Source organism: Spirosoma aerolatum, assembly GCF_002056795.1.
GTDB lineage: Bacteria > Bacteroidota > Bacteroidia > Cytophagales > Spirosomataceae > Spirosoma > Spirosoma aerolatum.
Map to the genome: position 1 here is coordinate 7,012,382 of NZ_CP020104.1, position 13,858 is coordinate 7,026,239.

Annotated in this window: 11 protein-coding genes; 2 read left to right on the plus strand and 9 right to left on the minus strand. The window is 45.3% G+C overall.

All coding sequences use genetic code 11. The features are described from left to right. Positions 1 to 36: 36 nt before the first annotated feature. The 4 genes from nuoK to B5M13_RS29245 form a co-directional block, all read right to left on the minus strand. Positions 37 to 348, minus strand: coding sequence for an NADH-quinone oxidoreductase subunit NuoK (gene nuoK / locus B5M13_RS29230; RefSeq protein ID WP_080059032.1), 312 nt, complete (start codon positions 346 to 348; stop codon positions 37 to 39). Continuing rightward, positions 335 to 883 (minus strand): NADH-quinone oxidoreductase subunit J family protein, encoded by a 549-nt coding sequence (locus B5M13_RS29235; RefSeq protein WP_080059033.1) that lies wholly within the window; start codon positions 881 to 883, stop codon positions 335 to 337. The genes nuoK and B5M13_RS29235 overlap by 14 nt, the downstream gene beginning before the upstream one ends. Positions 884 to 896: 13 nt before the next feature. Then, positions 897 to 2,321 carry a 4Fe-4S dicluster domain-containing protein gene (locus tag B5M13_RS29240; RefSeq protein WP_080059034.1) on the minus strand — a complete coding sequence of 475 codons (1,425 nt, stop codon included), beginning with the start codon at positions 2,319 to 2,321 and terminating at the stop codon, positions 897 to 899. An 88-nt stretch (positions 2,322 to 2,409) separates the two neighbouring features. Continuing rightward, positions 2,410 to 4,818, minus strand: coding sequence for an alpha-ketoacid dehydrogenase subunit alpha/beta (locus B5M13_RS29245; RefSeq protein ID WP_080059035.1), 2,409 nt, complete (start codon positions 4,816 to 4,818; stop codon positions 2,410 to 2,412). Positions 4,819 to 5,059: 241 nt separating this feature from the next. Between B5M13_RS29245 and B5M13_RS29250 the strand changes: the two genes are divergently transcribed. Continuing rightward, positions 5,060 to 5,494, plus strand: a complete 435-nt coding sequence (locus tag B5M13_RS29250; protein WP_080059036.1) for a DUF1573 domain-containing protein — start codon at positions 5,060 to 5,062, stop codon at positions 5,492 to 5,494. Positions 5,495 to 5,822: 328 nt separating this feature from the next. Further along, positions 5,823 to 6,725: a prohibitin family protein gene (locus tag B5M13_RS29255; RefSeq protein ID WP_080059037.1), complete on the plus strand. Its 903-nt coding sequence runs from the start codon at positions 5,823 to 5,825 to the stop codon at positions 6,723 to 6,725. 95 nt (positions 6,726 to 6,820) lie between these two features. Here B5M13_RS29255 and B5M13_RS29260 read toward each other — a convergent pair whose 3' ends face one another. The 5 genes from B5M13_RS29260 to B5M13_RS29280 form a co-directional block, all read right to left on the minus strand. Next, the gene (locus B5M13_RS29260) at positions 6,821 to 7,741 is read right to left on the minus strand and encodes an alpha/beta hydrolase (protein WP_080059038.1); all 921 of its coding nucleotides are present in this window, start codon (positions 7,739 to 7,741) and stop codon (positions 6,821 to 6,823) included. 62 nt (positions 7,742 to 7,803) lie between these two features. After that, positions 7,804 to 8,943, minus strand: a complete 1,140-nt coding sequence (locus B5M13_RS29265; RefSeq protein WP_080059039.1) for a serine hydrolase domain-containing protein — start codon at positions 8,941 to 8,943, stop codon at positions 7,804 to 7,806. Positions 8,944 to 9,180: 237 nt separating this feature from the next. Next, positions 9,181 to 10,710: a capsule assembly Wzi family protein gene (locus B5M13_RS29270; RefSeq protein ID WP_080059040.1), complete on the minus strand. Its 1,530-nt coding sequence runs from the start codon at positions 10,708 to 10,710 to the stop codon at positions 9,181 to 9,183. A gap of 45 nt (positions 10,711 to 10,755) precedes the next feature. Then, the gene (locus B5M13_RS29275; protein WP_080059041.1) at positions 10,756 to 12,144 is read right to left on the minus strand and encodes a sugar transferase; all 1,389 of its coding nucleotides are present in this window, start codon (positions 12,142 to 12,144) and stop codon (positions 10,756 to 10,758) included. Positions 12,145 to 12,339: 195 nt separating this feature from the next. Continuing rightward, complete coding sequence (locus B5M13_RS29280; RefSeq protein WP_245859541.1) at positions 12,340 to 13,605, minus strand: capsule assembly Wzi family protein; 1,266 nt, start codon at positions 13,603 to 13,605, stop codon at positions 12,340 to 12,342. Between the last annotated feature and the right edge of the window lie 253 nt (positions 13,606 to 13,858).

The following is a 13,858-nucleotide window of genomic DNA, read 5'->3' on the forward strand; positions in this document are numbered from 1 at the left end:
GCAAGACCTTTCCGGTTTCGAACCCTACCTGGTCTGTTACTGTTTCAGTTCGTTAAGCTCATCCAGTTGCGCCGTTCGGAAATGGCGATAGACCTGCAACACAATAGCCAGGGCAACGGCCGATTCGGCCGCAGCGATAACCATCACAAATAAAGCCAGCATCTGTCCCTGTAATCGATCGGGATCATATTGGCTAAAGGCTACCAGATTGATATTGACGGCATTCAACATCAATTCTATACCCATCAGTACCACAATAGCATGACGCTTAAGCAGCACAACTGCGAGCCCTATGCTGAACAAGGCGGCACCGACAATCAGAAACAAATGGCTATCAACGGGCTGCATTTCGAAATGATTTAGCTAATGGCGATGCCAGGTAGGTTGCTCCTACCAGAGCGGCTAACAACAGTATCCCGACGATTTCAAACGGTAATACATATTCGGTCATGAGTTGTCGACCGATGGTATTTACGGTGCTCTGCCACCCAGCCGGCTGATTTAATAAGGCAAAATTTGCCTTTGCCAGCAACGTAAATAGAGCGACAAATAAACTTCCGGCCACTAAGGCACTAATCACCCAACCTGTAGAACGATTCAGGGAAGCAATTCGATTGGGCTGCTGGTTACTCGCGTCTGCAGCAGGATCGGTTTTATTCGTGAGCATTACTCCAAAAATAACCAGTACCAATACCCCCCCAACATAAATCATAAGCTGTGCTATCGCCAGAAAGTCGGCACTTGCCAGTACAAACAAGCCTGCTACGCCCAACAGAGTCAGGAGCAAAAAAAACGCTGCATAAATTACATTACGGGTAAACAGCACCGCCAGCCCTCCCGAGAGACTAAGCGCAGCAAACGTATAAAAAGCAACCTGAATCACTGAATTAGCTGGTTTAATTAGTCGATTCGCCTTCGTCCGATTTGGGTTTAGGCTTCATGGTCGGTCGGAAAGCGGGTTTGGGCTTAGGGGCCTCCTGACTTGTTTCTGTTGGCTCCGATGGTTGATACTCCTCAGCGGCCTCTGGTTTCGCATTCAACTCTATCCGTCCGCTAGTTTCTCCTTCCGGTGTTGGTTTTGGCTTCATCGTTGGCCGAAATCCAGGTTTCGGTTTTGCTGCTTCGGTAGGTTGTGCTGCGGGTTTTGGATCGGGCGCTGTTTTAGCCGGATTGGCGGGCTTCATGGTTGGGCGAAAACCAGCAGGCTTCGGTTTAACAGGCTCCACACGCTCCGACTCATTAGTTTCCGACGCAGGTTTCTCTGGTTCAACCGCCTTAGCAACCGTTGGTTTCATAGTTGGTCGGAAACTGGGAGACTTTGCACCTGGTTTCGGAGTCACCACTTCAGACTTTGCTGGCCCGATGGCATCAGGCTCAAGCGATTTTGTTGGTTCAGCTTTTCCCGGCTTCATGGTTGGCCGGAACGCCGGTTTGACAACAACCGGCTTATCTTCAACCGATTTCTCGCCAGCCGGTTTATCTTCACCAACATCCTCTACAACTGACTTTATTGGCTTTTGCGTAGGTTTGAACACCGGACGTTTGGCCGCTTCCAGCCCTCCCTGGGCAATCTGTTGCATTTCCTCCGGTTTAGCGTCTGTCAATGGGTGTTCAATTGATGACCCTTCTGAGTTAGCTGGTTTATCAGTGGCAGGTGCAGCCGGTTTGGCTGTCGGCCGGAAAACAGGGCGCTTAGGAGTAGTAGGCGCAGCCGTTGATTCTGATGCAGGAGCAATGGTTGGTTTTGCCGTTTTCTGTGCTGCTTTCGCTTCCTCTTTTTCACGTAAGAACTGCTCGTACAAAGAGCGTTTCTCATCGGCCTGTTCAGGCGTTAAGTTCGAGAAGTTATAGGTAAGCTTGCCCAATTCGAACTCACTGTAATCGAACTTTTTGTCCATCGTCAGGCATTCGGTTGGGCAAACCACCGTGCAAAGGCCGCAATAGCAGCACTTAGCCATATCGATGTCGAATTTAGCAGCATACAATCGAATGGGGGAGCCATCCGACGCCCGCCCTACTTCTTCCGTAGCCTTGATAGCATCGATCGTAATACAGTCGACGGGACAGACTTTCGCACATTTATCGCAGACGATGCAATCCTCGATCTCATTCCGAAGTCGATACCGTCCATTATCGGGAATGGGTAACTGCTCGTGTGGATATTGAAGTGTAACCAGCCCATTTTGAAGGTCGAAATAATTATCGCTGGCAATTCCTTCAGGCGTCCGGCGTTTCGTCGCTCGTCGAAGGTGCTTCAGCGTAAGACTCAAGCCTTTCAACGTAGTCCGAATCCCGGTCTGTATATCGTGGAAGTAAGACATTTTTAATGATTGAATGATTGAGTGATTGAATGACTGAATGGATCGTCCCTCTTCAATTATTCAATCATTCAATCATTCAGCTATTCAATCAGTATAGTTTGGGAAATCGGTCGGGCTCGCACTCGCTCATTAGCTCGTAAGCCATCTCGATTACATCGTCAACATTTGGTTTTGAGAAATAGTCCCCATCGGAACCATAGGGCGGGCGATGCGCTTTAGCCGATAAGGTTCGGGGTGGAGAGTCCAGGTATCGGTAAGCATTCTGTCCGTCCACAACCTGCTGCATCATGTAGGCCGAAGCCCCACCGGGAACGTCTTCATCCGCAAAAATCACCCGGTTCGTTTTCTTGATCGATTCCAGAATGAGGTGATGCACATCGAAAGGAAGCAGGGTCTGTACATCGATTATTTCGGTCTGGATACCCATCTGTGCCAACTGATTAGCCGCTTCCCAAACAATCCGGCACATCGATCCGTAGGTTACGATGGTCAGGTCGGTACCCGCACGAATAATATCAGGAACCCCCAGCGGAACGCAAAATTCGCTCAAATTATCGGGCAGGACTTCTTTCAGACGATATCCATTCAGGGACTCAATCATGAGCGCCGGATCGTCCCCTTTTATAAGCGTATTATAAAAGCCAGCCGCCTGGGTCATATTTCGCGGGACCAGCACATGCAGCCCACGCAGGCTACCCAGCATGGCCCCCATCGGTGAGCCCGAATGCCAGATACCCTCCAGCCGATGACCCCTGGTACGGATAATTACTGGTGATTTCTGCCCCCCTTTGGTTCGGTACAGCAGCGTGGCTAAATCGTCGGTGAGGGTAGCCAGGGTATAATAGACATAATCGAAATACTGAATCTCGACAATAGGCCGCAGACCACGCATAGCCATACCTATCCCCTGCCCGATAATCGTCGTCTCGCGAATGCCGGTATCCGTAATACGAATCTCACCGAACTTCTCCTGAAGGCCTGCAAACCCCTGATTGACATCCCCAATTTTACCCACATCTTCGCCTAAAGCTACTACGCGGGGATCGCGGTCAAACAGGCTTTCGAAATAGTGCTGGAGAAGCTGGTAGCCATCCAGTATTGGGCTTTCGTCGGAGAACTCAGCTTCTACACCTTCTACCAGCATCGGTGAATCGGGCGATTGACTATATAGATGTGAATGAAACCGATCGTCGTTCTCAACGTTGGTACGCACCAGCCAGTCTTTCAACCGTTGCCGCCCTGCACCAGAGTCAGTTCGTAATAAGCGTAATGCTTTCCGAACAGCACTAACCGCATCCCGTCGAATGGGCATGTCGGCTTTCCGAAGCTCCTCACGAATTGCCATCAACTCAGCCGATTTCGGGTTGTGTCGGGCAGCTTGCTGAATCAAATCGACAGCTTCATCAAAATCATCTTTCAAAGACGCCTGATAGGCATTCCAGGCCTCTGTACGGGCTTTTTTCGTTACTTTTTTAGCTTCGTCCTCGATTTGCTCAAGTTCCTCATTGGTCGCATAACCATTTTCCAGAATCCATTGCCGGAATGTTCGATTGCAATCATATTCGGCTTCCCAGGCTAAGCGTTCTTTCGACTTATACCGTTCGTGCGAACCCGAAGTTGAATGGCCCTGTGGCTGGGTCAGTTCCTGAACGTGCACCAATACCGGCACGTGTTCAGTCCGGCAAATGTGAGCAGCCTGTTGATAGGTTTCAAGCAGCCCGACGTAATCCCAGCCTTTTACGGTAAAGATTTCAATGCCTTTGTCGTGCGCATCCCGCTGCAAACCAGCCATGGCTTTCGAAATGCTTGCCTTAGTTGTCTGATACTCAACGGGAACCGAAATACCATAGCCATCATCCCAAACGGACATGAGCAAAGGCACCTGCAATACACCGGCGGCATTCATGGTCTCCCAAAACATGCCTTGCGAAGTCGATGCATCGCCTATTGTCGAAAATACGATTTCGTTCCCATTATGGGAAAACTTCGTCAGATCGCTCAGGGCAGGATTATTCCGGAATAATTTAGAGGCATATGCTAATCCAAGCGAACGAGGAATTTGCCCAGCGGTAGGAGCAATATCACAAACGGAGTTGTACATCTCTGTCTGGTTACGCCAAAGTCCCTGTTCATCGAGCCAGCGAGTGGCAAAATGCCCATTCATCGAACGGCCAGCGGTATTCGGGTCAGCTTCTAAGTCCGTATGCGCATAGAGCTGCGCAAAAAATTCCGTCCAGCGAAGTTCACCCAGAGCCGCTACAAACGTTTGGTCGCGATAATATCCTGACCGAAAGTCGCCCCTTGCGAATGCGTGGGCAGCTGCCAGTTGTGCCAGTTCTTTACCATCGCCGAAAATGCCAAATTTAGCCCGACCTCCCATTACATCGCGCCGACCCAGTAAACTTGCCTGCCGGCTTTCGCAGGCAAGCCGGTAGTCCGATAGGATTTTTTCGCGACTTAAAATATCAGTTGAGCGGAGTTGTTCGTTTGCTATCACAACAGAGCTACGGATTAAAATCGTCTAACTTTCAATTTATCGATGAAGTGGATGGCTTTCAATAGCCCATTTACTTAACAAAAGTAAAAGTAAGTCAAAACAAGACAGCTTTCAAAAAAACGATTTTTTGAGTTTCTTTGTTAACCAAACAACAACCTGCAAGGATTGGCAAAATGTTTGCTATGATTGAGGTTGTGAGGGTAAATATCTTAACAACCAAATCATAATTCCGTTTAGTCCAATGAAAAAGATTTTTTCACTTTTCGTAGCTTTATTTGTGTTTGTTGCAGTTAGCTATGCACAGAAAGGCGTTTTGAAATTTGCGAAAGAAACGCATGATTTCGGCAAAGTTGAGCAAGGCAAACCAGTAACCTACGTATTTGAATTCAAAAACACAGGCACCGATCCAGTTGTCATCAGTGATGCACAGGCATCTTGTGGCTGCACAAAGCCAAGCTGGACCCGTGAACCAGTTATGCCGGGCAAAACGGGAACGGTATCGGCAACATTCAACGCAGCAGCTATGGGGCCGTTCAATAAATCGGTAACGGTAACCAGCAACGCTGAAGCCGGTCAAACCGTTTTGTATCTCAAGGGCGAGGTTGTGACACAGAAAGAGGCAGAGACCGCAGCTACGCCAGCGGCTACAGCGCCTAAGAAGAAAACTTCACGCTAATCTACTGAAGGGTTAATAGTGTGGTTAAGAAAGGCATCTGGTAGTTTACCGGATGCCTTTTTTTTGCACATTTGTGCCGTCATCCTGTCCTATAACCAATCGACCTGCCGCCCGGCCACTCCTCCGATAGTTTTTCTTTATCAATCAATTACCCGGTATATTCGGCTCATCTACAGACCTACAGCCTATCATGACTCCGCCCCATCGCCGATCCGTTCGGCACCTGTCATTTCTGCCTTAACGGCTTATATACCTGCTAAAGAGAATCTGTTCTTAACCATCATTTAACCAGTCTGTTCGAGTCCGAACAGCTCATTTACTATACATCATGTTTTTTATTATGCTCGGCTTTCTGGCCGTCATTGCCGGATTTGCCATCAATACCCCTGCGCTGACTATTTCGCGCTATTCAAGACCGGCCAAGGTGGTTGGGCTTATTTTAATCGTACTTGGTGCGCTGACTGCCAGCGTTCGGCAAATCGATGCTGGGCAGGTTGGCATTATTTCGCTGTTTGGCAACGTAAGCGACCGTGTCCTGAATGCTGGCCTTAACTTCGTGAACCCTTTGGCCACTGTGTCTGAATTTGATATAAAAACGCAGAACTACACGATGTCGGCCTCGCACGATGAAGGACAGAAGCAAGGTGACGATGCCATTCGAGTTCTTACGGCCGATGGTCTGGAGGTAATTATTGACCTGACCGTTCTTTATCGGGTTGTCCCTGATGATGCTCCAAAGATTTACCGCCAGATTGGGGAAGATTACACGGATAAAATTGTTCGACCAATCACTCGTACGCGTATTCGGGATAATGCCGTGTATTACGATGCTGTTGCCCTGTACTCTACTCGTCGCGATGAATTTCAAGGACGGATTTATAAAACCATCGAAGTCGATTTTAAAAAGCGTGGGCTTCTATTGGAACAACTATTAATCCGTAACATCGACTTACCCACTTCAGTCAAGAAAACCATCGAATCGAAGATCAATGCCGAGCAAGATGCCCAGAAGATGCAGTTCGTTCTGCAAAAGGAGCGTCAGGAAGCCGAACGAAAACGAGTTGAAGCGCAGGGCATTGCCGATTATCAGAAAATTCTGGCCACGGGGCTGACCGACAAGCAGTTGCAATATGAACAGATCAAAGCCCAGCGAGAGCTTGCGGCCTCACCGAACGCAAAAATCGTAATTATGGGTAGCCGAGGGAATGTACCCCTAATCCTGAATGACTAGTAATAGGGTAAGACGTTTGGTAGTTGAAACGACCAGTCCACAAAGGCCTCATCGCACGTCAAACACCAAACGTCAAATCAATTCGTTCGAATTCCTTATTTGGCTGCCCCTATACTTGTTAGCCAGGCTTTGCAGGCTTCAGGCCATTTGTTGAGCGATCCAAATTTTGCTGTTCGCAATCCGTAGCCGTGCCCCCCGGCTGGGTAGAGGTGCATTTCGGCCGGAACTCCACTTTTCAGACAGGCCAGGTAGTAATTTATGCTGTTTTCTACCGGAACCGTTTTATCGTCTTCGGAATGGACCAGAAACGTTGGCGGTGTTTGATTACTTACCTGTAGCTCGTTGGAGTAATACGCAATCATATCGGGGGAGGTATTCAGTTTACCCAATAGTTTATCTCGTGAACCCGTATGGGCTTTCTCCCCGAATGTGACTACCGGATACATCAGGATAGCAAAATTTGGTTTGGCCATCTCACTGGCTCTAGGGCCTCGATGGTAATGCGTCGAAAGTGTTGACGCCAAATGCCCACCTGCCGAAAAGCCCATAACTCCTATCTTGGTTGGGTCGATACCATATTTGCTGGCATTTTTCCGAATTACTGTCATCCCCTGCATAGCATCCATCAAGGGGACTTCCTGCTGGTTAGTCATAATTTCAGGATTGGGCAGCCGGTATTTCAGGACAAAAGCAGCTATACCCATGTCATTAAACCAGTGAGCAATGTCAGATCCTTCATGACTAGCCGCCAGAATTGAATAGCCTCCTCCTGGACAAATCATCACAGCTGCCCCGGTCATTTTCTCTTTAGCAGGCATATAAGCCGTTAATGTAGGAACCGATACATTGCTGATTCGCAAAATACCATTAGCATCCGTTGCAGACGCTTCAGTAATTTTTGCTCCGGCAATAGCATTTGGAATCGCATCGTCGGGCCATAGCTTTATAACATCCTGTGCCGGGGCAACCGTCGTTAAACCAGAAATAAATAGCATAGTAACAAATAAAGCGCGCATAGATGTAGAAATGGATCGAAGAAGCCTGTAAAATAAAAAGCCGACCGTAAGGTCGGCTCTACTCATATCTCCACCTCGTTATCAGTATCTGATGAATTTGTATTAGACCCGCCGTGCAGTATATCAATAAGCTCCTTTACCCGATATACAGTTGTATTATAGCGGTTACCAAGAATGATGATGACATACTCATCTTTGGGGCTGAACCAGAACATCGTATTATAGCCTTTCCACCAGCCTGAATGATAAATATATTCTGGCTGATTCATATCGTTGAGCATCATCCGAAATCCGTACCCATAATTCTTGGCACCCTTTCGTTCAAAACTGCGCGGAATAAATGCTTCCGCCAACATTTTTCTGGGTAACAGGCAATCGCCATTCAAGGCACGATACCACCGAAATAGATCCCCCGTTGTTGAATAAATTCCTTTATCACCAACAACATCGTCGTAATAATCTTTAGGAATTCGACGGTTCCATTGATAACCCGCCGTTCGATGATGATTAATTGAATCGTTCTTGGTGGTTGCCACAAAGGTCTGATGCATACCAAGCGGCTCAAAAATATTTTTGTTTATAAACGACTCATAGCTTTGCCCGGTCGCCTTCTCAATAATAGAGGCCAGCACCATATAATTTGTATTGCTGTAGCTAAAACCACGGCCTGGTATATTATAAGCTCTGGGCGTGGGTTGTACGGTTGCAAACCAATGCATAATTGTAGCATTAGTTGGATAGGGCTTTTCTTTTTTATAGAAATTGACCTTCATACTATCGTCGAAGGCATACTGATAATTGGGTAAGCCGCTCCGATGGCACAATAGGTCCCGAATCGTAATCCCATGATATGGGAAATCCGGGTAGTATTTTTGAATAGTATCTTCAAACTTCAGCTTACCGGCCTGAATAAGTTTCAGCGTACCCACAGCCGTGAATGTTTTCGATAGGGAGGCTAATTGAAATTTAGAATCTTCAACCAGTGTATCACGCTGGCTTTTTTCAAAATGGCCCAAGCCAAACGAATGCTTGTAAAGTACGATTCCTTTTTGGGCAATCAGTACATTCCCATTCAATCCGCTTCGGACTTTCTGACGGATTATCTCATCAATTTGCTGCGTTTTCCGGTCCGCATCGATTTGTTGCCGGATAACATCTTCCTGATCTGTGGTGAGCAACTGTCCATCAGCGCAGTTACGCATTTCGCGTGCCGATCGATTCAGATTCTTTTGGGAATCCTGCGTACACGCCACACTAATCGCTATGAGAATTAAACTAGTGCAAAAACTCCAGATACTATTCGTCCTCACCATCCTCACGCACTTTATTTCAACTTACCTTTATTAGCAGACATTAAACAAAAATAATATTTATACCAGATTCAGCAGTCTCCATTTAGTTAAAAACGGATGAAAGTTCGCTATTGGACTTCCTTCCATCTACTTAAATGGCCACCTGGGAGATAGTACAGACCGAGGCTTCTGTTGACGCCCAAACATACCTGTCTTCCTTAAGCTAATATACCCTCCAACACTATTAGGCAATAACTCACCCGAATCAAGTGCCAACGCGCCATTTAATACAGTTCCACCAAACAGATTAACCGGTATTGACGCCGTTAATAATCCTGAGAACTGACCTGGAATTGATACGTATGGATTTGCATAAGAACCTGCATTACGGCTAAATGATAAACGAGTTGTTACATCCACTTTGCCTCCAAGTAAAGCACTTAAAGCTAAATGAAACACACTTACTCGATTATTCGCAATACCGTATCGAGGGGGTAACGACGAATTTACTTCCTGCTGTGGCGTTAAAAAAGGGGTCCCAATTGTATGGCCAAAATACGTCCAGCCATCTAAATATTGGCTATTGTTAAAGTAGTCATCCCGTCCTCTTCGTTGTGGATCGTCAAGTATAAACGACTCTCCACCCTGGCTACCCGTAAACAAATACTCGAATGTAATCTGCCGTAGAAAAAAGGGAGTGCTCCCTAGAAGATTTCGATTCTTTAATCGTATCCCATTCAGGCCATCTTCCAGATTAGTACCATAAAAAAGGGACCCATCATCATAAAAAAACTGTCGATACAGAAATAGATTCCAATGGCCAAGATTTACATCAGCGGCTAGATCAACTGAGCCTAAATGGTTCCCAATCCGATTCTCTTCAAAATTTGTAATGGTCTGAATACTCGGGTCGTCTGGAAAAGGGTTTCGCGTACCAAATACGACAGCCGGAAAATATTTAATTGCCGATGGCAAGCGCCCATTAGCGGTAACACTAGGCCCTAAGTAATCAGAATATCCCCCCCACATTACTTGATGATTAAACCCTCCATACAGTCGAATCCGCCAGGTTGGCTTTCCGAATCGCCCATATAAAGACGACTGATGTAAATATCCTCCTTTTACCAGACGATCAGCGTTTTCAAACCATCCATGCGAGAATGCTCCCATCAGAGATAATATACCCTTGGTAAAGGGGAGAGCAGTAAACTTGGGTATAGCTAGCTGGATTTTAGGAATTGGCAATGCATTACCCGACCAGATATATGAACCGGTGGTTAATAACGTATCCATTAACCCAATCACCTCTTTACGCCGTCCAGCATAAAGTTCGAAGGCTCCCAAACGGCCTTTTATATAGGCTTCAGGAAGCATCACCTGATTGGTCTGACCTATATTGGCAACTACATTTATACCATAGCCCCAATCTACTAATGGTCTATGCCCTGTACTATCTACTACTTGATAGTCAGACTGAATTCCTAAAACTGCTCTACCAACAGGACTACTCAGCGGGATAGTACCATATTGATTTGCTCGCAGCCAAAAAGGTGTTTGATTAGATGCGGGAAAAGTGCCTAGTTCAAGTTGGTATTGATTTATATGCTGCCCATGAACCAGAGTACATTTTAATATGCATACTAATAGGCTGTTGAACCATGCTACTCTAAATATCATAGACACAATGATCGTGAATCACTTCCAGGAGCTTTTTAGCATATATTACTTGCCACGCCCCTGTATCATTACCCTAACCGTTTGGGCAATGATCCATATATCAAATAAAAAGGATCGACGTTCAGGATAGAGAAGATCATAGCGTAATCGTTGAACCATTTCTTCAATACTAACTGCATACCCAAACTTCACCTGACCGATCGACGTGATGCCAGGCTTAACAGTCAGAATCTTTTGAAAATCAGTGGGCACTTCTTCCATCAGTGCATCAACATCATATTGAGCCAATGGTCGCGGTCCAACGATCGACATCTGACCTAACAGAACATTAACAAACTGAGGAAGCTCATCCAAGCGGGTGCGACGCATAAACCCTCCCCATGGTGTAATACGCGGATCCGTCTCGCCCTGCGAATGCTGTAGCCCATCAATTGATATCTCAGAGCTAATATACATGCTGCGAAACTTATAAATAGTGAATACCTGACCCAATCGCCCATATCGCTTCTGGGCAAAAATTACAGGCCCATTCGATGTTAATTTGGTAATGGCTGCTAGTATTAAAAAGATGGGGGAGCCAAGAATTAGCATACTCGAGGAGAATAAAATATCGAAAGCTCGCTTGAAAAAGCTAATTCGAAAATCGGCAATAACCTGTGATGACAAATTAAGGACAGGCAAAAAATCATGATATTCAACCGAAGTACCACGCATCAGAAAGCCCCTAAAGTCAACTAGTAATTTAACCTGATAATCTGCCTCTGCTGCATTATCCACAATCGTTCGAATATGGCTATTGTCCATATAAGGCATACAACAGTATACGCAATCAATCTTGTTTGCTTCTATATAAGCAGATAAGCCTTGATAGTTTCCCTGCAGCAATTCGCCATTTTCAGGGGATTGATCATCAAAATAGCCATAGAAATGAAAGCCCATTTCAGGGTGGGCTTCATAAAATCCCTGAATAGTTTTAGCCAGTTTACCGTATCCTACAATAATATAGCGTCTATGATTATACCCTCTTGCTCTATATTCCTGTAAAAATAGGACGCCCCCTATTCGAACCAGCGAGCCAAGCAATAAGAAAATGGCATAAGCTACGATTAAATGTCCACGTGAGTAGTAATATCCTTTTACTGCAATCCAGTAAATAGCAATAACGCCTATATGCACAAAAACTAGTACTACTAATTGCTTGACTAAATGATCTGATTTAAATAACTGTCGAGGGTAAACATACGGTTTTACTAATACTATTTCTATTAACCATATAATATTAAAGATAGCCCATAGAGATCCATAGGGATATTTTGTTACCGATTCAATTTCCTGAAATTTGATCCAATAAGCGCCTAAGAATCCTACATTAAGACTTAGGAAGTCAATGATTACGTGCAGCGGGAAAAATAATATGGAATATCGATGCTTCATTCCGACAACATTTGTTCTCGTTTAGAGTCTCTGTAGTACTGGACTAGCACATAATGTGCTAAAATAACACAGTACATGGGCGAATTAGTATGAATATTATTCTATGGCTCAGAAACTAGTCTGTAAGTTAGCCATAAAGTCGGACTTAACTGGACTCTAACTTGAAACTTAAAGAATACATTGACTCATAATCAATTACTTATCTTGTATCCATACCTTCCGTAAACTAATGAACGTTCCTACACAATTTTGGTACAAGCTTCCATTATCAATTGCCAAGTTTGCGGTTAATTGAATTCCACCAAGTACATTAAATGGAGCTACAATACTGGCTAATGCCGAGAATTGATCTTTAGCTTTCGCGAATGGAAGATTGTAGGTACCCAGATTACGGCTAAACGACAGCTTCATATGATAAGAAATAGGATTCAGCCATTGATTCCTAAGTATTGGTAAAGTTCCAGCGAAGCCAGCATGAAAGACATATACACGATTGTTATTGGTAAATGTTCCATACGGATACTGGTCATTTGGGCCCAATGCAGGCGGGATAAACGGAGTGCCTATTGTATGTTGACGATAAGCCCACCCATCTCGAAATTGTTGATGATTAAAATAGTCGTCTTTACCTCGTCGTTTCGCATCATCAAATACAAACTCATCGCCACCCTGGTTTGTCGTATTCAAAAATTCAAAGAGAATATCCCGTACTATGGCTTTGGGATTATTACGTCTGAGCCTAATACCATTTAGGCCATCCGCGATGTTAGTGAGGTAAAACAGAGACCCATCATCATATATATTCTGACGATAGATATAGAGCGTGTGACGTATAAGATCAATTTCTACCGCTACATCAATAGACCCTAAATGATTACCTATACGATTGGTGAGATCAAAATAGTTATACTTACTTGTATCCGTTTGAGGTGGCCCAAGCGTAGATACAACATAAAAGTAATTTAGTAACCCTGATGGAAGTTGGCCGCCATTAGGAATAGTAGTAGGGTTTGAGTTAGGATCAGCCAAGCGCCCCCCCCAAACTACCTGGTGATTTCCCCCACCATAAACCCTTACTACATCCTGCGGCCTTCCAAACCGAAAATAAAGTGATTTTTGGTGAAGCATTGGGTTTAAGATGTACCCTTTAGCATCCAGATAGCCATGAGCAAAGGTTCCCTGAACAGCCACCCACCCTTTTGTAAAGCCAATTGGTGTAAAATTCGGTATCGCAATCTGAATTTTGGGAATAGGCATCGCATTACCCGACCAAGCATATGAACCGGTAGACAGGCTAGAGTCGGCTAGGCCAAACTTCTCACGCTGACGCCCAATATACATTTCAAAAATGCCGCGACGTACTTTTATAAAAGCTTCGGGCAATAAAACGTTATGTTCATACGGCAATTGATTTTTATTAACATTGACTACCGTATTAATACCATAGCTATAATCGAACATAGAAGTGCGCCACCGCCCCGTACTATGCCGGGTAGAATCATAGCCAGCATAGGCGCCTACTCGAAATGTAAGCGAAGGCGACTGGTTAGGTACTATACCGTATTGGTTTGCCCTTAACCAGAAAGGAGTTTCAGTAGATGAGGAGAGATAAGTCCCGATTTCTGCCGTATACCGATTCGGCTGTCGAATAGGCTGAGCTACTAGTTGAGAAAACCAACAAAAACTAGAAATAAATACTCCTATTTTTCCAATT

Excerpts from the sequence above, each read along its gene's own strand:
- nuoK (WP_080059032.1), bottom strand. The coding sequence starts at position 348 with ATGCAGCCCGTTGATAGCCATTTGTTTCTGATTGTCGGTGCCGCCTTG.
- B5M13_RS29240 (WP_080059034.1), bottom strand. The coding sequence starts at position 2,321 with ATGTCTTACTTCCACGATATACAGACCGGGATTCGGACTACGTTGAAA.
- B5M13_RS29250 (WP_080059036.1), top strand. The coding sequence starts at position 5,060 with ATGAAAAAGATTTTTTCACTTTTCGTAGCTTTATTTGTGTTTGTTGCA.
- B5M13_RS29255 (WP_080059037.1), top strand. The coding sequence starts at position 5,823 with ATGTTTTTTATTATGCTCGGCTTTCTGGCCGTCATTGCCGGATTTGCC.
- B5M13_RS29260 (WP_080059038.1), bottom strand. The coding sequence starts at position 7,741 with ATGCGCGCTTTATTTGTTACTATGCTATTTATTTCTGGTTTAACGACG.
- B5M13_RS29265 (WP_080059039.1), bottom strand. The coding sequence starts at position 8,943 with ATGCGTAACTGCGCTGATGGACAGTTGCTCACCACAGATCAGGAAGAT.
- B5M13_RS29270 (WP_080059040.1), bottom strand. The coding sequence starts at position 10,710 with ATGATATTTAGAGTAGCATGGTTCAACAGCCTATTAGTATGCATATTA.
- B5M13_RS29275 (WP_080059041.1), bottom strand. The coding sequence starts at position 12,144 with ATGAAGCATCGATATTCCATATTATTTTTCCCGCTGCACGTAATCATT.
- B5M13_RS29280 (WP_245859541.1), bottom strand. The coding sequence starts at position 13,605 with ATGTTCGATTATAGCTATGGTATTAATACGGTAGTCAATGTTAATAAA.